Annotated in this window: 18 protein-coding genes and 1 pseudogene; 13 read left to right on the forward strand and 6 right to left on the reverse strand. The window is 41.1% G+C overall.

Going from position 1 to position 26,859, the window contains the following annotated elements; all coding sequences use genetic code 11:
• Positions 1-629: 629 nt before the first annotated feature.
• Positions 630-1,286 carry a DUF3386 domain-containing protein gene (locus NIES592_RS17140; protein ID WP_073556391.1) on the reverse strand — a complete coding sequence of 219 codons (657 nt, stop codon included), beginning with the start codon at positions 1,284-1,286 and terminating at the stop codon, positions 630-632.
• Positions 1,287-1,393: 107 nt separating this feature from the next.
• Between NIES592_RS17140 and NIES592_RS17145 the strand changes: the two genes are divergently transcribed.
• Both NIES592_RS17145 and NIES592_RS17150 read left to right on the forward strand, forming a co-directional pair.
• Complete coding sequence (locus tag NIES592_RS17145) at positions 1,394-2,065, forward strand: LuxR C-terminal-related transcriptional regulator (protein ID WP_062245450.1); 672 nt, start codon at positions 1,394-1,396, stop codon at positions 2,063-2,065.
• A 407-nt stretch (positions 2,066-2,472) separates the two neighbouring features.
• On the forward strand, positions 2,473-5,868 hold the full coding sequence (locus NIES592_RS17150) for an alkaline phosphatase (protein WP_073556392.1): 3,396 nt from the start codon (positions 2,473-2,475) through the stop codon (positions 5,866-5,868).
• Positions 5,869-6,057: 189 nt separating this feature from the next.
• On the opposite strand, the gene NIES592_RS17155 is transcribed toward NIES592_RS17150, so the two are convergent.
• Positions 6,058-7,569 carry an AAA-like domain-containing protein gene (locus tag NIES592_RS17155; protein ID WP_073556393.1) on the reverse strand — a complete coding sequence of 504 codons (1,512 nt, stop codon included), beginning with the start codon at positions 7,567-7,569 and terminating at the stop codon, positions 6,058-6,060.
• 789 nt (positions 7,570-8,358) lie between these two features.
• Here NIES592_RS17155 and NIES592_RS17160 point away from each other — a divergent pair.
• The 5 genes from NIES592_RS17160 (at position 8,359) to NIES592_RS17190 (ending at position 19,096) form a co-directional block, all read left to right on the forward strand.
• On the forward strand, positions 8,359-10,749 hold the full coding sequence (locus NIES592_RS17160) for a response regulator (protein ID WP_073556394.1): 2,391 nt from the start codon (positions 8,359-8,361) through the stop codon (positions 10,747-10,749).
• An 88-nt stretch (positions 10,750-10,837) separates the two neighbouring features.
• Positions 10,838-15,772: a PAS domain S-box protein gene (locus NIES592_RS17165; RefSeq protein WP_073556395.1), complete on the forward strand. Its 4,935-nt coding sequence runs from the start codon at positions 10,838-10,840 to the stop codon at positions 15,770-15,772.
• Entirely contained in the window at positions 15,769-16,143 is a 375-nt protein-coding gene (locus NIES592_RS17170) for a response regulator (protein ID WP_073556396.1), read from the forward strand. Before NIES592_RS17165 ends, NIES592_RS17170 begins: the two co-directional genes overlap by 4 nt.
• Before the next feature lie 198 nt (positions 16,144-16,341).
• Entirely contained in the window at positions 16,342-16,740 is a 399-nt protein-coding gene (locus tag NIES592_RS17175) for a response regulator (RefSeq protein WP_073556397.1), read from the forward strand.
• Between the two features lie 1,822 nt (positions 16,741-18,562).
• Entirely contained in the window at positions 18,563-19,096 is a 534-nt protein-coding gene (locus NIES592_RS17190; protein WP_062250467.1) for a DUF1269 domain-containing protein, read from the forward strand.
• 574 nt (positions 19,097-19,670) lie between these two features.
• On the opposite strand, the pseudogene NIES592_RS26385 reads toward NIES592_RS17190, so the two are convergent.
• Positions 19,671-19,875, reverse strand: a pseudogene (locus NIES592_RS26385) (transposase); the annotation flags it as partial.
• 397 nt (positions 19,876-20,272) lie between these two features.
• Between NIES592_RS26385 and NIES592_RS17200 the strand changes: the two are divergent.
• Positions 20,273-20,662, forward strand: a complete 390-nt coding sequence (locus tag NIES592_RS17200; RefSeq protein ID WP_062245427.1) for a response regulator transcription factor — start codon at positions 20,273-20,275, stop codon at positions 20,660-20,662.
• A gap of 64 nt (positions 20,663-20,726) precedes the next feature.
• On the opposite strand, the gene NIES592_RS17205 is transcribed toward NIES592_RS17200, so the two are convergent.
• Together NIES592_RS17205 and NIES592_RS17210 are read right to left on the reverse strand one after the other, a co-directional pair.
• Positions 20,727-21,185, reverse strand: coding sequence for a GNAT family N-acetyltransferase (locus tag NIES592_RS17205; protein WP_073556399.1), 459 nt, complete (start codon positions 21,183-21,185; stop codon positions 20,727-20,729).
• A gap of 235 nt (positions 21,186-21,420) precedes the next feature.
• On the reverse strand, positions 21,421-21,729 hold the full coding sequence (locus tag NIES592_RS17210; protein ID WP_009458069.1) for a DUF3067 family protein: 309 nt from the start codon (positions 21,727-21,729) through the stop codon (positions 21,421-21,423).
• Positions 21,730-21,956: 227 nt separating this feature from the next.
• Here NIES592_RS17210 and petC point away from each other — a divergent pair, with 227 nt between their 5' ends.
• The 5 genes from petC to NIES592_RS17235 all read left to right on the forward strand — a co-directional run bounded on the left by petC (position 21,957) and on the right by NIES592_RS17235 (position 25,080).
• On the forward strand, positions 21,957-22,496 hold the full coding sequence (petC, locus tag NIES592_RS17215; RefSeq protein WP_073556400.1) for a cytochrome b6-f complex iron-sulfur subunit: 540 nt from the start codon (positions 21,957-21,959) through the stop codon (positions 22,494-22,496).
• Positions 22,497-22,619: 123 nt separating this feature from the next.
• Positions 22,620-23,621 carry a cytochrome f gene (petA, locus tag NIES592_RS17220; protein ID WP_073556401.1) on the forward strand — a complete coding sequence of 334 codons (1,002 nt, stop codon included), beginning with the start codon at positions 22,620-22,622 and terminating at the stop codon, positions 23,619-23,621.
• A 205-nt stretch (positions 23,622-23,826) separates the two neighbouring features.
• Positions 23,827-24,147, forward strand: coding sequence for a hypothetical protein (locus NIES592_RS17225; RefSeq protein WP_073556402.1), 321 nt, complete (start codon positions 23,827-23,829; stop codon positions 24,145-24,147).
• Entirely contained in the window at positions 24,147-24,629 is a 483-nt protein-coding gene (locus tag NIES592_RS17230) for a type II toxin-antitoxin system YhaV family toxin (protein ID WP_073556403.1), read from the forward strand. The genes NIES592_RS17225 and NIES592_RS17230 overlap by 1 nt, the downstream gene beginning before the upstream one ends.
• A 220-nt stretch (positions 24,630-24,849) precedes the next feature.
• Entirely contained in the window at positions 24,850-25,080 is a 231-nt protein-coding gene (locus NIES592_RS17235; protein WP_073556404.1) for a photosystem II protein, Psb35-related, read from the forward strand.
• A 146-nt stretch (positions 25,081-25,226) separates the two neighbouring features.
• Here the strand turns inward: NIES592_RS17235 and NIES592_RS17240 are convergent, their stop codons facing one another.
• Positions 25,227-26,597: a DUF3370 domain-containing protein gene (locus NIES592_RS17240; protein WP_073556405.1), complete on the reverse strand. Its 1,371-nt coding sequence runs from the start codon at positions 26,595-26,597 to the stop codon at positions 25,227-25,229.
• Positions 26,598-26,859 lie beyond the last annotated feature (262 nt).

A 26,859-nucleotide genomic window follows, 5' to 3' on the forward strand; every position in this document is an offset into this window, starting at 1 on the left:
CAAAAACAAACTCAATCCATAAGCAGATTTTGCAAATGGAATTGTACGCTGCTGAATCTGTTGAACGTAATGAGCAACAGTCCATGATTTAGAATTAAGTTTATTGAGAATTAGTATTAACAAGCAAGAGTATTTACAAAATGTAATAATTACCAGATTACTGAAAGTCCAAAATCTATATCTTTTCAAATAGGTGAAAACGCCTGTCCTGGGAACGTTTGCTTGATTTATCTGAGATATTGCAGTGTAGAGCGATCTTAAAGAGATAGATTAATCTTAGAAGTAAAATTTACTCTGCATAATTATGCTACCAAGTCCGGCTAATTACTTACGATATTATTCTGATGCAGTTGGGCATTGGGAATTGATTTTTCCCATTACCCATTATTAATTACCAATTACTGGCTTTCACAGATATGATAAGTCTTCAAACGCACAACTATAGTGAACAACAAGATCCCCGACTTCTTTAAGAAGTCGGGGATATGGCTCTCTCATTTTCACTTTTGCAGATAGGATTGCTGTAGATAAACAACTAAACTCGATTTAGTGGGGATCTGAATCCCCCCACTAATTGCCTTCTAACTCCTGTTTTATTCAATTATCTTAGATGCAGTCGATGAAACGACTTAAGCAGCAACAGGTTCCAACAATTGGATGTTAGAAAAGATAAACTCTTGAACAGAGGGTTGGTTCTTGGTATCGGTGCTGATAAAACGGCGATTCAGAATAAAGTAATTACCAACCTTTTCGTATTGATCTTCAAATTCACTCCTACCACCTTTTTGTTCGCCTGTTTGTGGGTCATGGTATACGGAGTCGTAAGTGTGAGAGAGGTAGCCTTCTCCAGTGTCATGCACGCTAAAGGTGTTAATTGTGACAACAACACCGTGGATATGACGATGAACAAGGCTGACTATGTTATTGCGGACTTTGTATTTATCGCCTGTGGACTTACCACCAACGATAATTTCAACAGCGCCTGTCTCATCGGTATCACCGTAGCTAAAAGTATTGGCTCCGTGGGTTTCTTCAAAGCTACGACGGATACGATGAACAGCTATTTCCCAAGCTTGATGATTAATCGCCTGCTTGGCTTGTTCATCTTCTACTTCAAACACTTCTGCTTTGAGATTGGCGTTAACGCGAATTTTGCCTGTAAATACCTGCTCATCTTGTTTGTAGGTTATATCTGCGGTGTATCCAGGGAAATTATGATCCCAAGTGTAACGGTTCTCGTAGGCAGCGCGGAAGAGTTCTTGAGCAGATACTTGTGTTGCAGTCATTGGTTTCTCGTATATTTGTTAGTTTATGTTAGTTTTTTAGCTTTGCTACTATTAGCTAGCATAGAAGTAATTCTAAAGCCCGCCTAGTCCCCAAGTGGGTACACTCTATGGTTAGTTCTCTCCACAGTCTCTTTGATGCGATCGCCAAAGCTAATAACGAACAAGAACTACGACTCGCTGTGACGAACACAGTCGGGGAGCATTTTCGTGTGGAACGTTGGGGTCTATATCTCTGTGATGACCTATCTACAGCAGAAAACGTTGAGGTACAAAAGATTCCGGAAGTCTGTTTAGAAGGAAATCCGGTTGGACGCTATGTGGTTGAACGTCATGCACCCGCCCATGAAGAACTGATTTTAGCCCCTGGAGATTGGCAAGATATTTGCCCACGCCACGATCACGCCCACGTCATGAGTGGACCGATTGTTTGTGATGGTCGTCTGGTAGGAACGCTCAACCTCGCCCGCGCTGAGGGTCATCCTCCTTTTGACGCCAATGATTTAGCTGATTTGAGTGCTTTATGTTTACATTTGTCAGCCAAGCTTGCAACATTGAGGGCGAAACCAAAAACCTTCAATTCCCCCTTGGTTGGTCGCCTAACACCACGAGAGTTAGAAATTGCTGAGTTGGTAGCCCAGGGGTTAACCAATGCGGAAATTGGGGAAAAGCTTTTTATTACCCAAAATTCGGTGAAGCAAGCGTTGAAAAGAATGTTTCGCAAGCTGGGTGTTTCAGCAAGGGCGGAAATGGTGGCGAAGTTGCAGGATGTGATTTTATAGTAATTATCCCGGTGATAAGAAATCACATTCTTACACCAAGACGCGATCGCTATTATTTCTATATTTTTTGTGTTAAAAAATTAGGCGTTGCTGAATCTGGTCATGAATTATGTTTGTATACATTTTTGTAGAGACGTAGCATTGCTACGTCTCTACATATCCGTGAATTGTAAATTCATATCTTGATTCAGCAATGCCAAAAATTACGCTTCTTGATCCAGTACTACCCACATTCCGCAGGTAAGTGAAGAGATTGATGGTTGTTCTTATGGTTGACTTTCTGTGAGATATGCCATACAAAGTATAATCTTTTTTTAACCTCTAAGTATGATTTTCCTTAATCTGTATCATGTTTTCTAGTTTTTAGAGATATTTCACCAAAAGTATTTACTGAATTTAGAGGTTGTATGACCAGGGGTAACCACGTTATCTTCATTCACCCAGATGGAACTAGTCCATCTCACTACGCATTTGCACGGTTTGTAGATCTAGGTCCAGATGGTCGGTTGAATTGGGATAATCTTGACTATGCTGGTGTCTATTTGGGTCATATGAAAGACCAGCTTGGCGGAACTTCTAATGCTGGTGCTGTCACTCATGCTACTGGCGCTAAGGTTTACGCAGAATCTTTTGGCTTAAATGAAGATGGCTCACCAATCAGTTCACTTTCTGGTAACACTGGTAAAACCATAGTACAGGAAGCGATCGCAGCTCAAAAAGTAACCGCCTTAATTCAGTCCGGTGCTATTTATGAGCCGGGTACAGCGGCTTTTGTAGCTCAGGTGGGTGAACTTGAAGTTGATGGTAGAAGGATTCCACCCCGTCAACAAACTGCTGAGATTGCTAAGCAGGTAATTTTATCAGGTGTAGACTTTATTCTGGGTGGTGGCGAACTCAACCTTTTACCTGTAGGTACAGACGGCTTCCATGCCACAGCAGAAGAACTGAATGCTCTAAGTACCAGTCCTATTCAACGCCCCACAGAAAACCTCATTGAACTAGCCAAGAGCAAGGGCTACACTGTTGTTTACACAGAGGAACAACTGCGTGATTTGCTCGACCCATCTAAGTATCCCACTCCTCCAACCAAGGTTCTGGGTGTTTTTGCTCCGGTTCATACCTTCAATGATCGTCCAGAGGAAGTTTTAGCAGAACGAGGACTACCTCTATACGTAGAAACAGCACCGACAATCGCAGAAATGCTGGAAGTCACCCAGCAATTGATGGAAAAACACCCCAACTTTGACAATGGTTCCATCGCCATTGTCGAAGAGGAAGGAACTGATAACTTTGGTAATAACAACAATGCTGCTGGTACATTAGAAGCTTTGCGGCGTAGCGATGCTGCCATCGGTATAGCGCAGAATTTTCTCCAGAAGTACAATAATACCCTGATACTGACCGCTGCTGATAGTGACGCAGGTGGTTTACAAGTACGCGATCCACTGAATGCCAACAGACCAGTAGGTAACATCAACAATAATCCTACCACAGAACCACGTCTAGTTCCTCTAGACGGTATCACTGGCGCCAACACTTTACCCTTTGTCAGTGCGCCAGATGCAGACGGCGATGTCTTTAATTTCGGTATTGGTTGGGCAGGTACACCAGACTTTAGCGGTTCGATTGTTGCAAAAGCAGAAGGTCTCAATGCCGACAAACTACCTGCTACGGTAGATAATACTGGTATCTACGAGTTGATGTATGAAACTCTATTCGATACCGAACTAGAATCCCGTAACCCAACACCCAAAGCAGCGACAAAAGCCACCAAAAATACTGGCAATGTCATCTTTATTCACCCTGATGGAACTAGTCCTTCCCACTACATGGCATTGCGAAATATTGACAAAGGTCCAGATGGCAGACTCAACTGGGATAGAATGTCTCATGCAGGTGTGTACTTAGGACATATGGAAGACCAGTTAACTGGTACATCCAATGCTGGTGCTGTCACCCACGCCAATGGCGTGAAGGTATTCGGAGAATCTTTTGGTTTAAATGAAGACCAATCTCGTATTACCCCAGCTTCTGGTAAAACTGGTTACACGATATTAGAAGAGGCGATCGCTGCTGGAAAAGCTACTGCCTTGATTCAATCTGGGCACCTAGCCGAGCCGGGTACTGCTGCTTTTGTTGCAGAAACTACCAACCGCTTTGGTGACAATATTCGAGCCAGGGATAAGTACGCTGAAATCATCGAACAGGTTATCCGCTCCGGTACCAATGTCATCATGGGTGGTGGAGAATTATACATGTTGCCAGTGGGTACTACTGGATTCCATGTCACCGCTAAAATTGATGCTTCTGAAACCCGTCCCGAACGCCGCCCAAAAATCAACTTAATTGAACTAGCCAAATCCTTGGGCTACACGGTTGTTTACACAGAGGAACAGCTCAACCAGGTAGTCAATAGTCCAAATCCTCCCGAGAAACTCTTGGGTGTGTTTGCCGCTATTCATATCTACGACGACCAAACAGAAGAAGAACTGGGATTAAACACCCCTGACCCCTCACCACTGTACGTTTCCACAGCACCGACAGTCGCTGAGATGCTGGATGCTGCTTTAAAGATTATCTCTAAAGATCCAGATGGTTTCTTCGCCGTGGTCGAAGAAGAGGGAACAGATAATTTTGGTAACAATAACAACGCTGCCGGTACAATCGAAGCAGTACGGAGAGCAGATGCTGCTATTGGCGTAGCGATGAACTACGTTGATAATCAAGACCCCAACACCCTAGTAATCACGGCTGCTGACAGTGATGCTGGTGGTTTACAAGTGTTTCAATATACGCCATACAGCCGTCCTAGTGGTAATATCACCAGTGAACCAGAGCTAGCAGATAGCGAGCCTAGCGTACCTTTCATCAACGTAAATCCCACAACTAGTAACACAACTCGCAACTTCTTGGATGGTGAAAAAGGTAGCACAGCTAGCCTTGAATACCCCTGGATTCCTTTCTCTGCTCAAGACAGCATAGATGGGCCGATGGGCAACTTTGGCATAGCATGGGTTGGTACTCCCGATTTCCCCGGTAGTATTGTTTCCAAAGCCTATGGCATGAATTCAGATAAACTGCCCAGTACTCTGGACAACACAGAAATCTACGCCCTCATGTATGAGACACTATTTGGTGTTGCACCAGAAGTAGCTGCTGCTCAGCGAGAAACTCAACTCATATCTGGAACCCCTGGAGATGATTTCCTTTTTGCAGGTGCTCCTGATAGTCAGTTTGATGGAATCAATGACATTGTTTTCTTGGGTAGTGGTAACGACGAAGTTGATTTACGATTAGTAGTTTCTCCCATTGCTGGTAACAATCGTATAGATTTGGGTAGCGGCGATGATGTCATTTTTCTCAACAAGAATGATCGCGTTTTTGGCGGTAGTGGTGATGACATCTTTGATGCAGCTTATGGACAAGGTGGTAATCGTATTTCTGGTGGTGCTGGCGATGATATTTTCTTCCTTGGTAGTGGCGATCGCATCTTGGGTGACCATGGTAATGATCAATTCTATGTCCAATCCGGTGGTGATAACCAAATTAGCGGAGGTGAAGGCCAAGATCAATTTTGGATTGTCAGCAATGAACTGCCCCAAAGTGCTAACACAATTGTTGATTTTGAGATAGATCGTGATGTCATTGGTATTCTTGGCAGCACTGGCTTAGGCATTAGTGCTGATACTCTATCGCTGAATGTATTGAATGGTAACACTGAAATTGCTTTCGGCGATCACACTCTGGCTATTCTCAATGGTGTTACAGGTATAGATACTAACACTAGCTTTGTTTTTGCTTGATAGTTATTACCTCATCAGCATTGCGTACAGACGTAGAGACGTAGCATTGCGTACAGACGTAGAGACGTAGCATTGCTACGTCTCTACAAAATGTAGACAAACACAATTCATGACCAGATTCAGCAACGCCCAATTTTTAATCCCCAGCAGGGGGGATGTTTGCAGTAGAGGGCGATACGAGACAAACAACTAAATTGAACTTGAGGTAAAAGTTTTGTATCTAGAATTGCTGGAGTGGATAACCCGAAGTCTGCCGTTAGACAAGTGCTTACTAAAGTAAATACGATACAATTCACGACTGATGCTTATTCCATCCATCTGAAACTTCACCAACCCCATACTCTCTAATTGATGAGCAATCATTGGTTCTAGGTAAATACTGGGTTCTGAACTGACTAAGGCTGCAAAAGCTTCTACTAAGTTAGGATTTTCTTGCAGCATTACCAGTAGTCGCCGCAAATGAGTGCGATAAATTCCTGCTTCTGTAGCTGCTTGTTGCAACAGTTGCGATAATGAAATTTCTTGACGGCAAAGGTGGTAAAGAGCAATCCGCACCAAAGCTGGATGTCCACCAACCATTGCGATCAATTGTTCAGTTTCCTTGCTCTGCTGCCAATTGAGTCCATGACGTTTTGCCAATTCCTCAATTTGTGAGTGAGTAAACTCAGGTAACTGTAGTGGTAACCCTACGTTGCATAGAGATTGGCACAGATTTAGGGGTATGTAAAACTCTGTAGAGTAAGTCATGACGAGCCTTAGTTTTTGCCATATCTCCTCTTGTTGGGCTTCTTCATGCCACGAACGTAACAAAGGGATAAATTCTTGAGCTAATTCAGAGTATTCAAAAACTCGGTTTAGTTCGTTTAAAGCCAAAACCACGGGAGTATCAACAGACTCCATGAGATAGTTTTTGAAGTATAAGCTACAGCTTACCTTGGTACCAGTTTCTTGATCCCAGTATTCATCTAGCTTGGGTTCTAATTTCAGTTGCACAGAGACACTTTTACACAACCATCGCAAGAATCTATCAAGGTTGCTGAGAATGGCGACATCAACTTGATTGAAATCTAAACTCACAATTCGATAACCTAAAGCTTTGGAGCGTGCCAAAATCCTGAACATGAGGGAGGTTTTCCCCATTTCTTTAGGAGCTTTGATGTGAATCACGCATCCCGGTTGCGTAATTTCTCGATAAGCCAGTTCTTCAATTGGAGGACGACGAATGTAATATATCGAATCTAGGGGTACAGGACCACTAGGATATTTCAGGACAGTAGCCAGAGATTGGTAACTACTACAATCTTTTGTTGAATTTTGTATTTGTCGCCGTTGTGTTTCAACCACATGATGCTGACTAGAATAAATATTTACGTCTTCTTGATGATCCAAAAGATGGATATAGTCAAGTGATCTATAAAATTCACCACTTTTATCTGAACAAGTGTAATCTTCTTTTCTTAACTCAAGATTAAAGGCACTGAAGCAAAATTTCAAAGTCCGCTGATCTAGCCCAGTAGTAAGAGACCATAGGCGACTAATAGTTTTTGTAGATACTTTCATCCGCTCACTGAGTTCTTCTTGAGTAAAACGTTCTCCATTGTTTTCTTGTACTTCTGCTAACTCAATCGCAGCTTGTAAACGCTTCAACCCTATGGCAGTTAAGATGACACCGCGAATACGTTTTGTTTTTTGGTTTTCCATATATCTGTAGATAGATGCGTATCTACTTAAATTGATATAACTGGCTAGATTAATTTATTTTATTCATTTTATGTACATGCTCATTCTAACTTCAACTCCTCTGTTTAGAGAAACTTAAAGTTAAACAATTAATAATCTTAGATCTGATTCAAAATATTAACTTCTCAGTCTACAAACTTCGTTATGATATTCATTTATATCTGATTCATTTCAGATACTCAAATATATCATCTATGGGAAAATAACATTTGATATTGAGCTGATTAATAAGTAATATTTTTATTTTAAAAAATAAAAAAGTAACTCCAGAAGAACAAATATACCAAACAAATAGATATATTTATTATTAAAAATTTTATGATTTTTATGCAGTCTTGCTCATTGAATTATCTTTAATTATTTGCTCCGATATGATATGACAAATTTATTGGTATTTTTATATATTCATCATAATAAAGCCTTATGGTTTATTATCTGTTGTAACTACATAGTTGCAACCATATATTTGCTTGATATTGACAGTCAAAGCAGATTGTCGCTCGACGAAGCTCCCAGATCTAGAACTTTCATTTTTATCTTTAGTTATAGTTTGCTTAAGTTTTGTATTTATTCAAAAAAATGTGTAACTATCTAACTATCTTTTTTCCTTTGCTATAGAGCTTTTTGCCTTGAAATGTATATGAGATTACTCATAAAAATAACTCTGTAGATAGATTCACGCTCGCAGGATTTTTTAGATAAATTGCTAAGAAGTTTTTATGATTGGTTGTAAGTGAAGGTTAGTCCTTCATGAAAATTCTGTTAGTCGAAGACGATCTATCTATAGGTGAATTTCTCTCAACCACACTGACTGCCTATCGATATACCGTCGATCTTGCCACAGACGGTCAACTTGGATTGGAATTAGCTATCCAAGGAGAGTACGCCGTCATCGTGCTGGATGTTATGCTTCCTAAACTCGATGGATTGAGTATATGTCGTAAGTTACGTGAGCAGAGATGCCAAACTCCAATCCTGATGCTAACAGCAAAAGACTCAGACGAGGATGTTGTTGTCGGTCTAGATATGGGAGCAGACGATTATGTAACAAAGCCCTGCGAACCCTCTCAGCTGATAGCGCGAATTCGTGCTTTGTTGCGTCGTCAAGCAACTGCAATGTCTTCTTCAGTTCTGACATGGGGAAAATTGTGTCTCGATCCAAACTTGATTCAAGCAACTTATCAACAACAACTCATTAACCTTAGCCCTAAGGAATACAGCTTACTAGAGCTTTTTTTACGGTATCCTCAACGCATCTTTAGCCGTAGCGCCATTATTGATCACCTGTGGTCAATTGATGAATCACCTACAGATGCTGCGGTGACGAACTTGATTAAAGACCTGCGGCGTAAACTGAAAACAGCGGGGATGATGGAGGAGCTAATTGAGACAGTGTATCGGTTGGGATACCGATTAAAGGTTGCGCCGAACGGAGACATACAAGAGAAACAAGATCAAGCAGAACCAAAAGATGAGAAACAGACTGATCTAGAGCCAGAGGGCTTAGGTCTGATTCAAGAGGTAGCACAGGACTTTCAGGCTTCATTGGCAGAAAGAATCGATGTTTTGGAAAAAGCCGTGCGATCGCTCCAAATTGACAATTTTGACTCTGCACAACGAGAACATGTCATCGACGAAGCACATCGATTAGCAGGCGGTTTAGGGACGTTTGGATATGCTAAAGGCTCAGAGTTAGCGCGAGCCATTGAACACCTATTGAGAGAGAAATCTGAATTTGGCAAGCAAGAATTGAACCAATTTCTGCAACTGCTAGCACAGTTGCAACAAGAAATCGATCAGCCACCAGTCTCTATGATCTCCCAGCCACAAACCGGGATCATGCCTTTAATATTGGTGATTGACGATGACCATCTCTTTTGTGAGTCACTACGACAAGCCGCACCCATGCGAGGACTGCAAATCGAGATTGCTGACAAGTCAACTCCACTACATCAAATCGCCAACAATCCCCCTAGTGTGGTTTTAGTCAGTTTTGATCGTAATTCCATGGCGGCGAGGTTAACTTTACTGGAAAAGTTGAAAGTACATTTTCCGGCAATTCCAGTGCTTACCCTAGCTGAGGAAGATAGTTTAGACACTCGAATTACCGTTGCTCGTTGGGAAAATGGTCGTTATCTGCTCAAACCCACCACTACAGATGAGGTATTTGAGGCGATCGCCAAAATTTTGCCATCACCCACCATTCCCAATGCCAAAGTGATGATTGTTGATGATGACCCGGTGCAACTGCAAGCCTTAACAGCTCTGTTGCAACCTTGGGGAGTTCAGGTGACATGTGTTTGCAATCCGCAACAGTTTTGGCAAGTGCTAATCTCTACCGAACCAGATTTGCTGCTGTTAGATTTGGAAATGCCCAAATTTAATGGATTTGAACTGTGTCGGGTTGTGCGGCAAGACTCAAAATACGCAGATTTACCCGTACTCGTTGTCACTGCTCATACTAGTACTAGCTCTATTCAGCAAGTGTTTGCAGCCGGAGCAGATGAATTCATTGCTAAGCCTATCGTTGGGCCAGAACTAGTGACTCGTGTACTAAGCCGGATTGAACGAACTCGGATGCAACAACAACTGCTGCGTTGCCAGCAACAGCAATTGCAAGTATCTCCAAAAGAAACAAAAATTGATTTATTAACTCAAGTGGCAAGTCGTCACTATTTGGCTGAATTCCTGGAGCAGCAATGGCAACGCCTCATCCACAAACGAAGTTGGCTTTGTTTAATTATCTGTGATATCGATCATTTTCAGGCTTATAATGATCACTACAGCTATCAAACTGGGAATACTTGTTTGCAACAAGTAGCCCAAGCGATTTGCCAATGCATTGACCCTAGCTGCGATTTAGTAGCCCGATCTGGTGCAGACGAATTTATGATTGTCTTGCCAGATACGTCTTTGGATAGTGCGTTGCAGGTCGTAGAGCGAATTCAGCAGGCGATCGCTAATCTCCAAATTCCCCATCCCTCTTTGACCAGAAATAGCCACATCACCTTAAGTTTCGGTATCACAGGTGCTATACCAACCCCAGAAAAATCCTATAGAAATTTGATTGCGACTGCTAATCAAGCACTTTCTACTGCAAAGGCAAGAGGGTGTAATACCTACTGCTTGTATTCTTTGTAAATAAAATCAGCGTGTAATTCCCTAATTGACATGGCTATTCTAATCTCCGCAACTCCCATTTCCCTTGTGTATCCAAGTGTAGGAGAACATGAGCAAATCCCCATCACACTTACTGGCTGAGGCAGAGAAAGCACAAGTTCTGGGTAAATTCACTGAAGCAGAAGAATATTATGAACAAGCGATCGACACAGCAAAAGCAAATGGATCTCTGCAAACAGAAGCTTTAGCCTATGAATTAGCTGCGAGGTTTTATCTCGAGCGGGGTAGGCTCAGGTTTGCTCAGAATTACATCAAAGAAGCACACTACGCTTACATACGCTTAGATGCAACGGCAAAAATAAAAGAGTTAGAAACACAATATCCCCAGTTACGATCTGAACTATCACCAGCCGACAGCCACACTTCAACAGATTTAGAAGCTGTTATTAGAGCAAATCAGGCAATTGCGAGTGAAATTGAACTCGAGCGATCGCTCAGTGTCTTGATGAAAATTCTGATTGAGAATGCTCAAGCACAAACGGGTTATTTAATTTTGCCTTGCCAAACAGCATCAACAAGCACAGAAAAATGGGCGATCGCAGCCTCTGGCACAATAGATATTGCCACAAACGAGCAAATCATTTTATTGCAATCTCTGCCGATTGCTGATCACCTGCCTGCATCGGTGATTGATTATGTGATCCAGACTTTAGAAAGCGTAGTTGTGGATAATGCTACCCGTGAGGGCAATTTTATTAATGATACTTATATTCAACAACACCAAACTAAATCAATATTGTGTGTGCCACTGCTTCATCAAGAAGAATTGCTCGGCATTGTATATCTGGAAAATAATATTACTAATGGGGTATTTACAAAAGAGCAATTAAAAGTAATAAAACTACTATCTGCACAGGCAGCAATTTCACTTCACAATGCCAAACTGTACAGCCAGTTGCGTGAAACTGAACAACAATTACGCGCCAGAGAGCATCGACTAAATCAGATTCTTGAGGCGATACCGATAGGAGTGACAGTACACAATACCACTGGTGAATTCATTTACAGCAATCTGAAGGCACAGCAGTTACTGGGGATCACCGCTCCACTAGAAGTCACAACAGAGCAACTATCACAGGTTTTTCAAGTTTATCAAGCTGGAAGTGATCAGCTCTACCCCACTGAACAACTGCCCATCGTGCGTGCTTTTGCAGGTGAATCTGTCAAAATTGATGATCTGGAGTTGCGTCAAACTGATAAAACTGTGCCTTTGGAGGTTTTGACAACTCCCATTTTTGATGAGACAGGCACAGTCATTTATGCGATCGCAGCTTTTACTGATATTACCGAACGCAAACAAGCACAGAAACTCTTAGCCAACTATCATCAAACTCTAGAAGCTCAAATTGCCGAACGCACAGAAAAACTACAGCATTTGTTTAACTTTGCCCCGGATGGATACCTAGTTACAGATGCACAAGGCAGAATCTTAGAAGCAAACCATGCGATCGCAACGCTACTTTCTGTAGAATCGGGATTTTTAACTGGCAAACTCTTAGTTAGTTTTATTCCAGCATCTGCTCGGCGAGCATTTCGTACGCAATTAAATCATTTATCCTCACTCCCAGATAAACAAACCTGGGAACTCAGCCTGCAACCCCGTCAGGGTGAGCCTTTTCCTGTTGAAATTACAGTTGCTCCTGTGCGTGATGCCCAAAAACTCATTGCTCTACGTTGGCTGATTCGAGATATTACTGAACGCAAACAAGCCGAAACAACCCTACGCGAAAGTGAAGAGCGATTTCGCGAAATAGCAGAAAATATCAATCAACTTTTCTTTGTCTGGTCTGCGGATTCTCAACAGTTTCTTTATATTAGTCCTGGGTATGAAAAGATTTACGGACTAACTTGTGAGAGCCTTTATCAAAATCCCAGATCCTGGCTAGAGGTGGTACATCCAGATGATCGCCCATCAGTATTGCAGTCTCTCGCTCAACAGTATCAAGGCAAACATGCTCAGCGAGAATATCGGATTATGAAATCGGATGGTACAATTCGCTGGATGTTTGCCGAAGTGTTTCCCATTTTTGATCAAGCAGGAAACCTCGTACGCTACATCGGATTAACAGAAGATATCACTGAGCGTAAACGTGCTGAAGAAGCTTTGCGTCAACGGAAACAAGAATTTCGGGCATTAGTGGAAAATGCCCCAGATGTGATTTCTCGAGTTGATCGAGAATATCGCTTCCGCTATATCAATTCTCGTGTTGAACTAGAAACAGGCATTCCGCCAGCACAGTGGATTGGTAAGACTGAGTTAGAAATGGGTTTCCCCCAAACCATTGTCAACCCATGGCACGCAGCCTTAGAGCATGTGTTTGAGACGGGACAGGAGCAGATTTATGAAACTGAGTTTCCCTGTCCTAAAGGAATAAGTTATTGGCTTTGTCGTCTGGTTCCAGAATTGGCTGAGGATGGTTCCGTTGCAACAGTTCTGAGCATTGGGCGAAATATTACTGACCGCAAACGGGTAGAGGAAGCGCTGCGAGAAAGTGAACAGTTTTTACGCAGTATCTATGAAGGCATTGCCGCTGGGGTGTTTATCGTTGATGTGCTAGAAGATGGCAGCTTTCGCTATGTTGGCATTAACCCCGCCTACGAGCGTATGTCTGGACTGTTATCAGAGGAAGTGGCAGGCAAAACCCCCGAACAAGTATTTTCACCAGAAGATGCACGGGCTGTTACTACTCGTTATCGTGCCTGCATCATAGCTAGAGAACGAATCACTTATGAAGAGCGTCTAGTATTTAAAGGCAAAGAAACCTGGTGGATTACGAACCTGAGTCCGTTGCAAAACAAGGATGGGCAAATTTATCGTTTGATTGGCAGTTGCTTCAACATTACCAGGCGGAAAAAACTGGAGCAGTCTTTGCAATTACAAGCAGAACAGGAACGCCTACTCACTACCATTACTCAGCACATTCGTCAATCACTCGACCTGGAACAAATTTTGAAAACTACAGTAGTCGAAGTCCAGCAAACTCTCCACACTGATCGCGTATTGATCTTCCGCTTAAATCAAGATGGTTCGGGACAGATAATCGAGGAAGCCGTGGTTCCAGAGTATCCCATGACATATCAAATGCGCTGGGTCGATGAATGTTTCCCTGATGACTGTTATGAGTACTATCGCCAAGGAAACCCTCGCATTTTACCAGATGTGGCCAAGGATGAGTGGGGGGCGTGTCTGGTTGAGTTTATGCAGCAAATTGGGGTGAAATCCAAAGTGGTTGCCCCCATTATCCAAACCTTGGAAGATTCTTCAACCAAAGTTTGGGGATTGCTCATAGTTCACACCTGCTCCCACTACCGCCAGTGGCAAGCATCTGAGGCAGAGTTTTTACAGCAAATCAGCAACCAGTTAGCGATCGCCATTCATCAAGCCAACCTGTATCAGCAGTTACAAATTGAACTAGCTGAACGCAAACAGATGCAATTAGTGTTGCAGGAACGCCAAGCAATATTGCAGGCGATCGGGGACAATTTGCCCAGAGGATTCATTTTCCAAATTGTTCATGTTCCAGATCAGGGAGTTTACTTCTCCTATATTAGTGCTGGAATTGAAGACCTGATTGGGCTGAAGCCAGAAGCAATTATCCAGGATGCTAATGTTCTCAGGAGCTTAATCTATGAAGAAGACAAACCTGTCCGCCAAAAGTTAGGCCTGAAATCTCTCAAAACGCTGTGTATTTTTGAGATGCAGATGCGGTTTCGCACCTTACAAGGAAACATTATCTGGTTAGATGTGCGCTCAACGCCCCGACGCTTGCGGGATGGTCGGACAATTTGGGATGGCGTAGGTATAGACATCACTGATATCAAACAGGCTGAAGATGCATTGCGCCAGAGCGAAGAGCAATTCCGTAGGGCGTTTGATGCTGCACCCATCGGCATGGCATTAGTTTCACCACAGGGACAATTTCTCAAGGTGAATCATTCCCTGTGTGAAATTGCTGGATACACTGAAGCAGAAATGCTTACTCTCACGTTGAAGGATGTCATCCATACCGATGATCTCGAGGCTAGTTTAGAAGCTATGCAACAGATGTTGGCGAATGACATTCGTGTCTATCAGGTGGAGAAACGATATCTGCACAAGCAAGGAGATGTGATCCATATTCTGTTGAATGTGTCGCTTGTCAAAGATCAACACAGACAACCGCTCTATTTTATTGTTCAAATTCAAGATATTAGCGATCGCTACAAAGTTGATCGCATGAAAAATGAATTTATTTCGATTGTGAGTCACGAACTCCGCACGCCATTAACTGCTATTCGCGGTTCTCTGGGAATTTTAGAAACGGGTATCTTTGATCATGAACCCGAACAAGCGAAAGAAATGCTGCAAATAGCTTTTAATAACAGCGATCGCCTTGTGCGTTTGGTGAACGACATCCTCGATCTCGAACGACTAGAGTCTGGCAAAACCCAACTTGTAATGGAAACATGCGAAATCGCTGATCTGGTACAGCAAGCAATTGAGACAGTGCAGGCGATCGCCAAAGAAGCCGGGGTGGAAATTTCCGTGATGATTGCAAATATGCAAATTTGGGCAGCACCCGATGCGATCATCCAAACATTGATCAATTTGTTAAGTAACGCTATCAAGTTCTCACCTGCGGGTGGTAGAGTTTGGATAAGTACAGAGTTGGTGAGTGAAGAAAGACACGGGGGACAAGCAGGACAAGAAAGTAATCTTTCTCCCCTGTCCCCCTTGGATCCCCAATCCCCCCAATCTCCCAGTATCCTATTTAAAGTCCGCGACCAAGGACGTGGCATTCCTCCAGAAAAGCTCGAAAGCATTTTTGGACGCTTTCAGCAAGTTGATGCATCTGATTCTCGTCAAAAAGGGGGAACTGGGCTAGGATTATCCATCTGCAAGAGCATTGTTGAGCAACACGGTGGACTTATTTGGGTAGAGAGTGTGCTGGGACAAGGAAGTACGTTTTATTTCACATTGCCCCTCAGGAGGAGAGAGGCATGATCAAACGCGTTCTAATTGTAGACGACGAAAAAGATATTCGTAGAGTCGTTCAAGTCTCCCTGGAAAAATTTGCAGGCTGGAAAGCCTTCCTGGCTGAGTCAGGTGAGGAAGGATTACTCAAAGCCAAAACTGAACAACCCCTCGACGCTATTCTCCTAGATGTGTCAATGCCAGATATGGATGGATTTCAGGTTTATGCTCGCCTTCGTTCGGATGTAGCGACGCAATCCATTCCAGTTATACTGCTTACAGCTAAGGTGTTACCCAGCGATCGCCAACGCTTTGCCAAGATGGGAGTTGCTGGTGTGATCACCAAACCGTTTGACCCCATGACAGTTTGGAATCAGGTAAATACTATTTTGGGCTGGTAAGTTGAGAAAGCAAAAGCAGATAATCATGCGATAATAATAATCAACTGGTTTTAGAAATTGCTTACAAGTGTCTTAGTTTTTGGCTTTATTCTTCTGTGTAAATTAATTCAACCCTAGAAAAGCCCAGTGACAGAGTTTAATTCATCTTCAAAATCCCCCCTTGGGTTTGCTATTGAGCGACCCAAGGTAAATTCAGTCATGTCTGGTAAGCTCATTTTACTCATCGATCACGAAGCTTCTGTCCGAGTGATTTTGCAAGTTTGTTTAAGTCGCCTTGGTGGCTGGGATGTGCTGTCAGTTTCCTCGCTCAGTCAAGGGCTGGAAGTTTTGATGCTTAAAGAAGCATTATTGATCAGAAGACCCGATGCTATTCTTCTAGATATGCCAATGCTCGCAACAGATGGTCTTGGGGTTATTCAAGAATTTAGAAACCATCCACTTATCCAACCAATTCCAATTGTTTTGATTACCGCAAAAGCCAGCTGGTTTTCACCTCAAGAGCTTAAACAGATGAGAATTGTCGGGGCGATCGCCAAGCCTTTCAACCCAATGAAACTGCCCAAACAAATTACTGACATACTTAATTGGGAATTATAACTAAGTTAAAGCCTACCTAAGGTAACTTGCTCTTACGAGCGTCTACACTACAAACCTATCAAAATTAGTGTGTTGAACTACTAATAATAAAAAACTTAAGTCAAACCTTAAAATGAAGATATTCACTAGTAAATATTGTGATAACAGGCAATAATTTCTTGAGAAGCAAAATGCTATTGCTTAGTAAACTCTGAACCTAAAATTACTGTGAAGTAGAATTTATTGGACAAAATGACAGATTGACGTTATGACAAATTGGCGCTAGGATTAATGCTTTCATAAGGAAAACCCCAGTGGCACTGGGGCTGGCTTGAACGTTTCCTATGTCACTATAGTCACATAGTGGCTATTCCGAAACAGTGAATCTCACCCATCAAATTGGGTAAAAGTTAACCCCGGTCGCATCGGGGTTAATTCTGGGCTGGCGCTGCAAATAGTTACGGCCAGAGGATATAGCAGTATCTAGCAGCAAAAACATGAGGTGTATCAGATGTTTTTTTGTCATTTTTACACAAATTCTCAACATGAAAAAATGACAAGTCATGGCATATGGTTCACCCTTACTACTATATTTCGTGGCAATAGGCAGTCCTGCAACAGGCAATAGAGCAACAGGCAATAGAAAAGAAAGCTCTTTAAGGTGTAGCTAGCTTCGCAACAATGAAATAGGAATCCAATATCTGTAGTAATCTCATCTGATTCCTCGACAAGGAGAGACAAGGAAGAAATTTTTCACAGAAAGTCGGCAGGCAAATTTGACTCCAATCAATTAGTGATATCAAATTTAAGAAAGATTGCGACAGATGTAAAATTCAAATTTTCTTCAATAGAGCTTTCGCAATCAAAAATCCACAATTCACAAGATTATCAAAATTTGATGCTAAACAATAGATGATAAAATCGAAGTCTGTTGATTTACAATCATGAGTTATTTGATTGTAGTAACCTTAAATTTGTTAGATATGTTTTATTATTTATCTCTTATATATTCCTTATAAATTGCTTATTTTTACAAGCTAAACTAACACAGACAATACACATAAATTATGAAACTTGTTCTCTCAGATCTGTTAATGAAGGAGTTTCATGGAATAAAAATTTAAATTTGATAAATAACAGGAATTTACAAAATGATTGCGAAAGATGTTTTACAAAAGCTATATCCGGAGATGCTGTCAACATATTTTGTGTTTTAGATTTTTAATTGTAGATTGTTTTCAATCCAAAATCTAAAATTGACAAACCCAGAATCCAAAATTCTATATCTTAATTATTGTCCTGATTAATTAGTAATTTTTCTTTTGTCATTTAGCTTATGTAGATAAGGATATTTCCTGAATTCTCAGGTTTTCATAAATATGAGGAATAGAATTAATAACTTGTCACGTACAATATTATTTCTGCTCATACTATTGCTTTATTTACCATTTGTTTGACTCGATAATTATAACCAAGCTTCAAATATACGCCTTTCATGAGATCAACATTTTGAAGTACCATGCCTTATCAACAAACAGTTGCCAGACCCCTGTTAAAGCATTTATCTATAAAAGCAAAGCATGATAAATCGCATATGCAATTTATCCATGCAAGCAAAGTAATTGTGGTGACGATCATTTTTGTTCCCGCTAGATTACATCATCAAACAAGCAAGCAACAATCACTTAAACAGTTGCATTACCACCTTCGACAACGACAGCACCCTTGGGGTATAGAAAGCATCGGTCTGAATATCTCTTTAAAGCAATTGCACTAGCCAGAAAACCAACGGAGTGCAGAGATGAACATTTTGAAAACACAGTCATACAATAGGACAGATCTTATGGAAAATCCTATTAGCCTAATCATTGCTTGTTTTAGAGACCAAAAAGAAGCTGCTGAAGTACTTGAGGAGCTAAAGCTACTTAAAAAAGAAAAAACTATCGGCCTTTGGAATGCAGCAGTTATTACTAAGAATCAAAACGGTAAGCTGTCTCTGAAAGAGATAGCCCAAACAGTAGGAATTAAAAGTGATGCGGGTATTTGTGGCATTTTAGGTGCCATTATCGGCATTGTTGCAGGTGGGCCAATTGCAGGCATTGTGTTAGATACCGCACCCCGTGCTTTTAGTGGAAAAGTGATCAATTTGGGGTTTGACAACCGAGAACTTAGAGAAATTGGGGACTCTATGGTTCCTGGTAGTTCTGCCATCGTAGCCATTATTGAAAATAAGTGGGTTGAAGAACTAGTTTACACCCTGACAAAAGTAGGAACCGAAATCATTCGTCAGCAGCCCAAGGATACAGTAGCCGACGCGATCGCTTTTGATGGTTGTTTTGAGGATACAAACAAAATAAGTACAAAAGTTGCTTTGTAAAAACTAGAACAACACCCAAATCTGTGTTGACCAGAGCGAGGTTCTTGGCAACTTTTGGTGATGATGAAAGGTTACGCGCCTTAAGGCAGAGGGCAGAGGGCAGAAGGCAGAAGGCAGAAGGCAGAAGAGAGAAAGGAATAAGTAGTAAGTTCAACTCAAACAGTTTTTGGGTGCTGTGGTTACCGTTATTCCAGCAACTGAGAAGGTAATCATGATTGATAAGGGTTGAGAAGGCTCAGACCTTGGTCGCTACGTTGGCGACGTTCGGTAAAAGTTGAGCTACGCAAGTAATTATATACGGTATTTTTAGCAACTCCCAGGGATTGAGCGATTGCTTGCACTGATAAGCCAATAGACCGTAAGCTCCAAACTTGCTCATGGATGTCCCTCCGTCTGGCCTGTGCCTTGGCGGATTGGACTTTTCTTTTTAAAGATGTGTTTTGGGGAAACCTTGGCACAACTGGGCAGGAATTAGCCTCAGCAATTAGGGAAAGGTTGTGTGCTGTTTCCACCTCTTTTAGCACTTTAGTATCAGTACTAAAGACTTGTTTTTCCATTTCTTTAAGTACTTCGGCGTGAATACTAAAGACTTGCTTAAGGGTTTGAGATAAGTTCTGCAATAAGTGAAAATGGTCTGCAACTTGAATGGCTTCTGGCGCTCCTTGGCGAATACCACTTTCATAAGTTTTTGACCGATCTCGTGAGACGATTTTGATACCAGGATGAGCTTTTAACCATTCTGCTAAGGTTTCAGCTTTTGCGTCTTTGAGTAGAGCGATTTAAAAAATATATCTTCGCCTTTGTCAATATCTATAACCTATTACACAAAATTAGTTGATCGCACCAGTAGTAAAAGTTAGTAGAAAATTGCTATGAGCTACACTAGGAGACTCAGGCGTTTGAGTCCGTTTTCACGGACTTGGGCTATGAGGGTTGAACTTGAGTTCAAGGCGCACTCAGGGCGAGGTGCAACTCAGGTGAGTAGAGGTTTAATCATGTATTATTTTTGTTATTATTTTTAATATTTCTTTAGATATGTTTATATTATGCCTACAGTAAGAGGCAAATAACACCAAAGTAAGAGCAAATATAAAATAAAAATCGTTTTCTTTTGGAAGAACCTAATTTTTGCAGTCTCTTCTTATAAAATGACACATTTAATAAATCTCTTGTTGTATGAGTTATTTGTTTCTGGAAGAAAATTTGAATAAAAAGCAAATTCTTGTTGTCGACGATGTCATCGATAATTCTTTGCTACTGGCAACAATCCTAGAGTCTGAAGGCTATCAAGTTGACATTGCTTCTAGTGGATATACAGCAATTGCTAAAATTGAAGCCAATCCACCAAGCTTAGTATTGTTGGATTTAATGATGCCTGAATTAGATGGTTACGAGGTCGCCAAATGGATTCGACAAAACCAGCCTTTTGTTGCAATTGTGATCGTGACTGCCTATGACGAATTACCAACATTCGATCAGCAGCAATTACAGATAGATGGATTTCTTCACAAACCCATCAATATTGATGAATTATTGATGCAAGTGCAGGCTATTCTAGAAAAATAATGAAGGGGAAAATTACAATAGAAACTATCTTACTAAAAATTAGTCAGATAGTTTCTGATTTAAGTTATTGGTAATGCATGAATACCACAGGGACAATCCGCAACTTTCTTCCTAACTCAGATAATTGAAACTTGCGCTGAAGTGATCGCGGTAAATCTTCAAAAGAAATAGGTACAAAACCAAACCGGTGATAAAATTCAGCCAGACGCTGACCTAGACACTCCAGGTATAGCGGTTGAGTAGCAGCATGGATTAAATGCTGAGTCAGAACACTGCCCAAATTGCGATCGCGCCAATTTGGTTTAACCACTAAACTACCAAGTTCTTGTGCGCCGGAAAATTTACGTAGTTGTCCACAAGCGACTATTTGTTGATCATATTCAATTACCCAGAATTGTTGCCACTTTAATTGTGTAGGGTCAAGTTTAGCTGACAGCACCAACCACCGAATTGACCAGATGTCAGCTGGTGTTGCTTTGCGGAGAATACAATCACTTGGCAAAGATAAATCATCTTTTTTCATCACAAAATTCGGCGCAAGTAAAAGCAAATTCGCGTTACACTTTTAATAATTAGTAGTAAATTTTTTATTGCTCATCTTGGCTATACCAATTTTAAAAAGGATTGTGACCGATGAAATGACATCAATCCAAAATCTTGTTAGAGTATTAGCTAGCAATTCAAAGAGTGAACAAGTATGTGAAAAAAATAAATATTTAGTAGAAGTTACTGTTTGAAATTTACAGACTTATAAAAGTTTATATTAACCATTCCGTTGAGCGTTCCCCTAAATCTAAAGGAATACTGACAGCTTTTCCAAGTCGTGGACGTTCCCGTGTTCCTTGAATAAATTCTTGTACCTGTGCTGTTCCACCTAAGTAATTCAAATAGTTTGCAATACTATCCAAATGCTCTTGGTACTCAGCCTCACTTAAGGGAAAAGAAGCTTGTTCTAAATATTTCCACATGACTTGCAAAAATATTTTACCTTGAGTGCGGCGCAGTTGAACATCATAAGAGCGCCCCCACTTTTCTAGCAGCAGTTGACGTAATTCTTGTCCTGTCATGACCGTTCTCAATTATATTTTACATTTAGTTATGATGTTAAGTTCAGTTACTCAAGTATGATAAGAATATAAAGAAATGTAATGCTACAAGAAAAGATGCTAGAAATATCTTAAAAAGAAAAACTGGCGTCTTTGTGGGCATGGTCATCAAAACATAGGCATGAGTCTCTCGATAATTAGAACTCAAGTCAAAATTGTTTACAAAATACACCAAGAACGCATAAATTATGGCTCAATTTTCCGAATCAATGGACGTACCCGATATGGGGCGACGCCAGTTCATGAATCTTCTGACTTTTGGAACCGTGACCGGAGTTGCCGCAGGGGTATTATTTCCCGTTGTCAAGTATTTTATACCGCCTGCTAGTGGTGGTGCTGGCGGTGGTACAACTGCCAAAGATGAATTAGGTAAAGATGTCAGTGTCAGCAAGTTTCTAGAAAGCCATAATGTGGGCGATCGCGTTCTAGTGCAGGGACTAAAAGGCGACCCTACTTATATTGTGGTAGAAAGCAAAGAAGCAATTGGTGATTACGGAATTAATGCGGTTTGCACCCACTTGGGTTGTGTTGTACCCTGGAACGCTGCTGAGAACAAATTCAAGTGTCCCTGTCATGGTTCTCAATATGATGCAACTGGTAAAGTTGTCCGGGGACCTGCACCGCTATCTTTGGCTTTGTCTCACGCCTCTACACAAGAAGACAAAATTGTCCTCACTCCTTGGACAGAAACTGACTTCCGGACAGGCGAAGAACCTTGGTGGGTCTAAATTTCAGTGAACAGTAAACAGTTAGTGAATAAGCAAACCTGATAACTAATAACTGACAACTGTTAACTGATAACAAATCTCCTGTATTATTTGACGTTGCTCCTAGAAACTAGTCCTTAAGAGATGAGAAAAGCCTTGACACCAGCGAGACTAACTCGTAGTGCTAGAGTAATTACCAAAACATTGCTCATTGCGATCGCTACTTTGACATTTTTCTTCACTAGCGATCTAGCCCTTCCTCAATCTGCCGCTGCTTATCCATTTTGGGCCCAGCAAACCTATCCCGAAACACCCCGCGAACCAACAGGACGGATCGTATGCGCTAACTGCCACCTAGCAGCTAAGCCAGCGGAAGTAGAAGTTCCCCAATCAGTTCTGCCTGACACAGTATTTAAAGCGGTAGTAAAAATTCCCTACGACACCAGCGTTCAACAAGTAGGTGCTGACGGTTCTAAAGTTGGTTTGAATGTCGGTGCTGTGTTAATGCTCCCAGAAGGCTTCAAGATTGCTCCCGAGGATCGCATTCCTGAAGAATTAAAACAAGAAGTAGGCGATGTTTACTTCCAGCCATATAAAGAGGGACAAGATAACGTCCTCCTTGTCGGACCCATCCCTGGCGAACAGTACCAAGAAATCGTTTTCCCAGTTCTTTCTCCTGATCCCGCCAGCGACAAGAACATTCACTTCGGTAAATATGCAGTTCACTTGGGTGCTAACCGGGGACGCGGACAACTTTATCCCACTGGCGAAAAGAGCAACAATACTGTTTACACAGCTTCCGCTACTGGCACAATTACCAAAATTACCAAAGAGGAAGATGAGTATGGTAGCGTTAAGTATCAAGTCAGCATTCAAACTGACTCTGGCGAAACAGTTGTCGACACAATTCCAGCTGGCCCTGAATTGATTGTCTCTGAAGGACAAGCAGTCAAAAATGGCGATGCTTTGACCAATAATCCTAACGTTGGTGGCTTTGGTCAAGATGACACAGAAATCGTACTGCAAGATCCCAACAGAGTTAAATGGATGATTGCATTTGTTTGCTTGGTAATGTTAGCTCAAATCATGCTGATTCTGAAGAAGAAGCAAGTTGAAAAAGTCCAAGCGGCTGAAATGAATTTCTAAATTTTGATTAGAATTATCAAGTTAGGACAGGCAATGTGCCTGTCTTTTTTTATGTTAAATTTGTTATATTATAATATTTGTTATAATAAAATAGGATTATACCAATTTAAAATATGATTGCAACAAATATATTTACAGAACCTATACCAGATAAAGTTTTCCAATCTAAAATCTAAAATCCAAAATCAAAAATGGAATTACTTACATGGCTGACAAAATTTATCCCATAGCTCATGCCAAGATAGGTACTCAAGACGGATTTCGTCTACCCCGCGCATTTTCTAGAGACTACCCTCATTTAGTTAATACTTCTGGTTATATTGAAGTATTATCTGACAATACATTCTTAATAAGATTAGATACGAAAGAAAAAGAGAATGCCGATGAAACGGAATCATTAATGTTGAGCTTATTTCTCGACTTTCTCATGAAAGATGCGATGAAAAATCCTGAAAAACTTGTTTCTTATACAAAAGAAATGAGTGATGAAATGGATGATTTATTAGCTGACGTAGAGTTGGATTAATGAGTTCATTCACTTGTCATGGATGGACAATCTTTTTTTACCCATTGTTTAATGAACAATGGGTAGAATTGTCTCATCGGGTTCGTATTTTAAAAACTAAGTTAACTAAAGAAGAATTTATTAAACATCCAGATGCCAAGCTATTAAAAGCATTAGATATTGGTATCAAAGAAAAAATACCCCAAGATCCTTTTGCTTCCTATTTTGTTTTACAAAAACCTTTACAAAAATATGGTCGTCTCAAAAAGATGGGACTACCTGAAAGATATAGATTGTTCTTTAGAGCATTTAAAGAACAAAAAATTATTGTGATTCTTTGGCTAGGATTTCCACGAAAGGAAGGGGATAAAAAGGATTGTTATCAAGTTTTTTCCAAAAAAGTAATGAATGGAGGTTTACCTGAAAGTATTCATGAGTTGCTAGCTGAGTGTCAGAAAGAAGATTTTCAAGCAGAACAAGAAGATATAACGAATGATTCATAAAGATACTGCTGAACATTACATATGGGGTAACAATTGTCATGGCGATCGCATTGTAGCCAGCTAGCCTATTCATTTACACATATCACAACTCGCTGCACAGGCTGCTTGAGTGTGGAATACCCTATCTTTTTTTCGGTATCCACACCATTAATTAATTTTCAAGCTTCTGTTACATTAATTTACATAGAGAAACAAAAATTAAACAAAGGAGCTAAATATTATGATGGCTATCTTGATTGGATTATTCGTTGTCGGTTGGGTAGCAGCTTCCTTACTGGGTTCTATGGCTTACTTCCTGGGAGAACAAAGAAAGCCTATCCACGAACGTAACTGGCGTTCTGAGTCTTTTGAAAAACTGGCTAAATCCATTACTGGTAAGGATATAGACTACAGCGATCGCACTCCTGCCTATGGGATGGATGCCTATGCCAGCAACGTACTTCCCAACTAAAGTGCAGACATTGGGTTTCTTTCACAAAAATGTGGTTTGTTTGAGAGTATGTAAATACCCCCAGTTGTTCAACTGGGGGTTTTGTTTTTGAGTTACTCAGTAATAACTTGAAACCTGATAACTGATAACTGATAACTGATAACTGATCACTGTTCCCTGCTTGCAGTCTCAACCGTTAATACCTGCGGTGGTGTTGCATCAGGTGGATAGAGGAAATCTACTTGTACTAATCTCTTGTCACCAGGCTTCATGTTCAACACTACTAAAGGTTCCCCAGCCTGACCGCGCTTTTGCACCAAATGCACAAACTGAGTTTGCTGTTTACCTTGATCATCTTTGTAGCCTAAGCGGACTGTTCCACGGAAAAACACTTGTTTTGCTGGTGTACTCAAAAAGCGTAACCCTGGTTTGACTAACTGGTCTTCTTTCAGGGGTGTCTGCATAGATATAGTTACTTTTTGTGGTGTCTGCGTGTTGTTAGACAACGGGAACTTCAGGCTGTATTGTATGCCGTAATTGCCATGAGCTAGATAGGCGGTGTCAGGATAGCGTACTAGCATGGGTGCGCTTTGAATTTGACCAGTCCCCAAAGTTCCACCAGGGACAGTACTCAATGCATAAGAATAAGCTTGACCAGGCTGAGGAATAGTTAGATATTTGGATTTAGGACTATCTGTAATAAAAGCCCGCCAAAAAGAACCGTTTGCTACACCTGCAACACGTCCATAGACTATAGGTTTGTCACTTTTTTCTAAAGGAGTAGGAGTTTTATCTCGCGGTCCGGCTAAATTAGCATTATTAAGTAAATTTTGCCATTCCTCTAAAGTCGGTGGGCGATCGCTACCATCAGGGTTGGTTTTTGCAAACATTGCTAAACTAGCTGCGTAGACAGTACCACTACTATGCAGTCGCACCAAAGCAGATCGACCATTTAAAGGTGGGGTGAGTCCCTTGACAGGAATTGGTGCATTCAACAGCATCTGACTTTGTCCTGGTGGAATCACAATTTGGGCAGGAAATATCTTTTGGCGACGTCCGCGTAAGACATCATTCATCACGCGATCGCCTGGTCCAGCAAAAACATTGCCCAAAAGATTTTTACTCAAGGATGGCAATTCTACAAAGGGTGCATCTGGCTGACTTAAATAAGTTGCCCCTTGAAACACATTAATCTTTACTGGTTGTTTACCTGGGTTATGTAGGATTATGCCTAGATACAGCGATCGCAAGTCATTTGGGGTGGGTGCTTCCGCAACATGATGGGCGAAAATATCAAATCTTCCTTTAAAAGGATAGTTGAGATGTGCTGTTGGAACTTTCTTGTCTTCACCAGGAAAGGTAGAAAGGAGAATTCCCTCAGTCAGAACTTTTTCTGGACTATTGCTATTAAAGGTTGGTATTCGATCCAGTTTTCCTGGCAAAGGACGTACTTGTTGAGTTTGTACTACTTCTTCTGGTGGTGATGGTGGCAGAGGAATTGTTTGAGCGATGGGAAGAATTAGTAAGATTGGCAACATATACCTAGAGAAATTTTTCCACAAACAGACGCAAAAAATATTATCAAAGTGCCACTCTGTGAATAATTAATAAAAAATCAGCAACTATTGAGGAAGATTTTTCTTTAGTCAAAATAGAAACGTGGATAAAGATGCAAACTCTTAATTGGAAATGTCAGGGGTAATCTAGTACTGAATAATATAGAGCTGCAACAGGCAAATTTGCCGTAGTTATGGCTAATATCAATATTCTCTGTCTTTACCACCAATTGATCTAAATTCA

The sequence above is a fragment of the Fischerella major NIES-592 genome (assembly GCF_001904645.1).
GTDB lineage: Bacteria > Cyanobacteriota > Cyanobacteriia > Cyanobacteriales > Nostocaceae > Fischerella > Fischerella thermalis.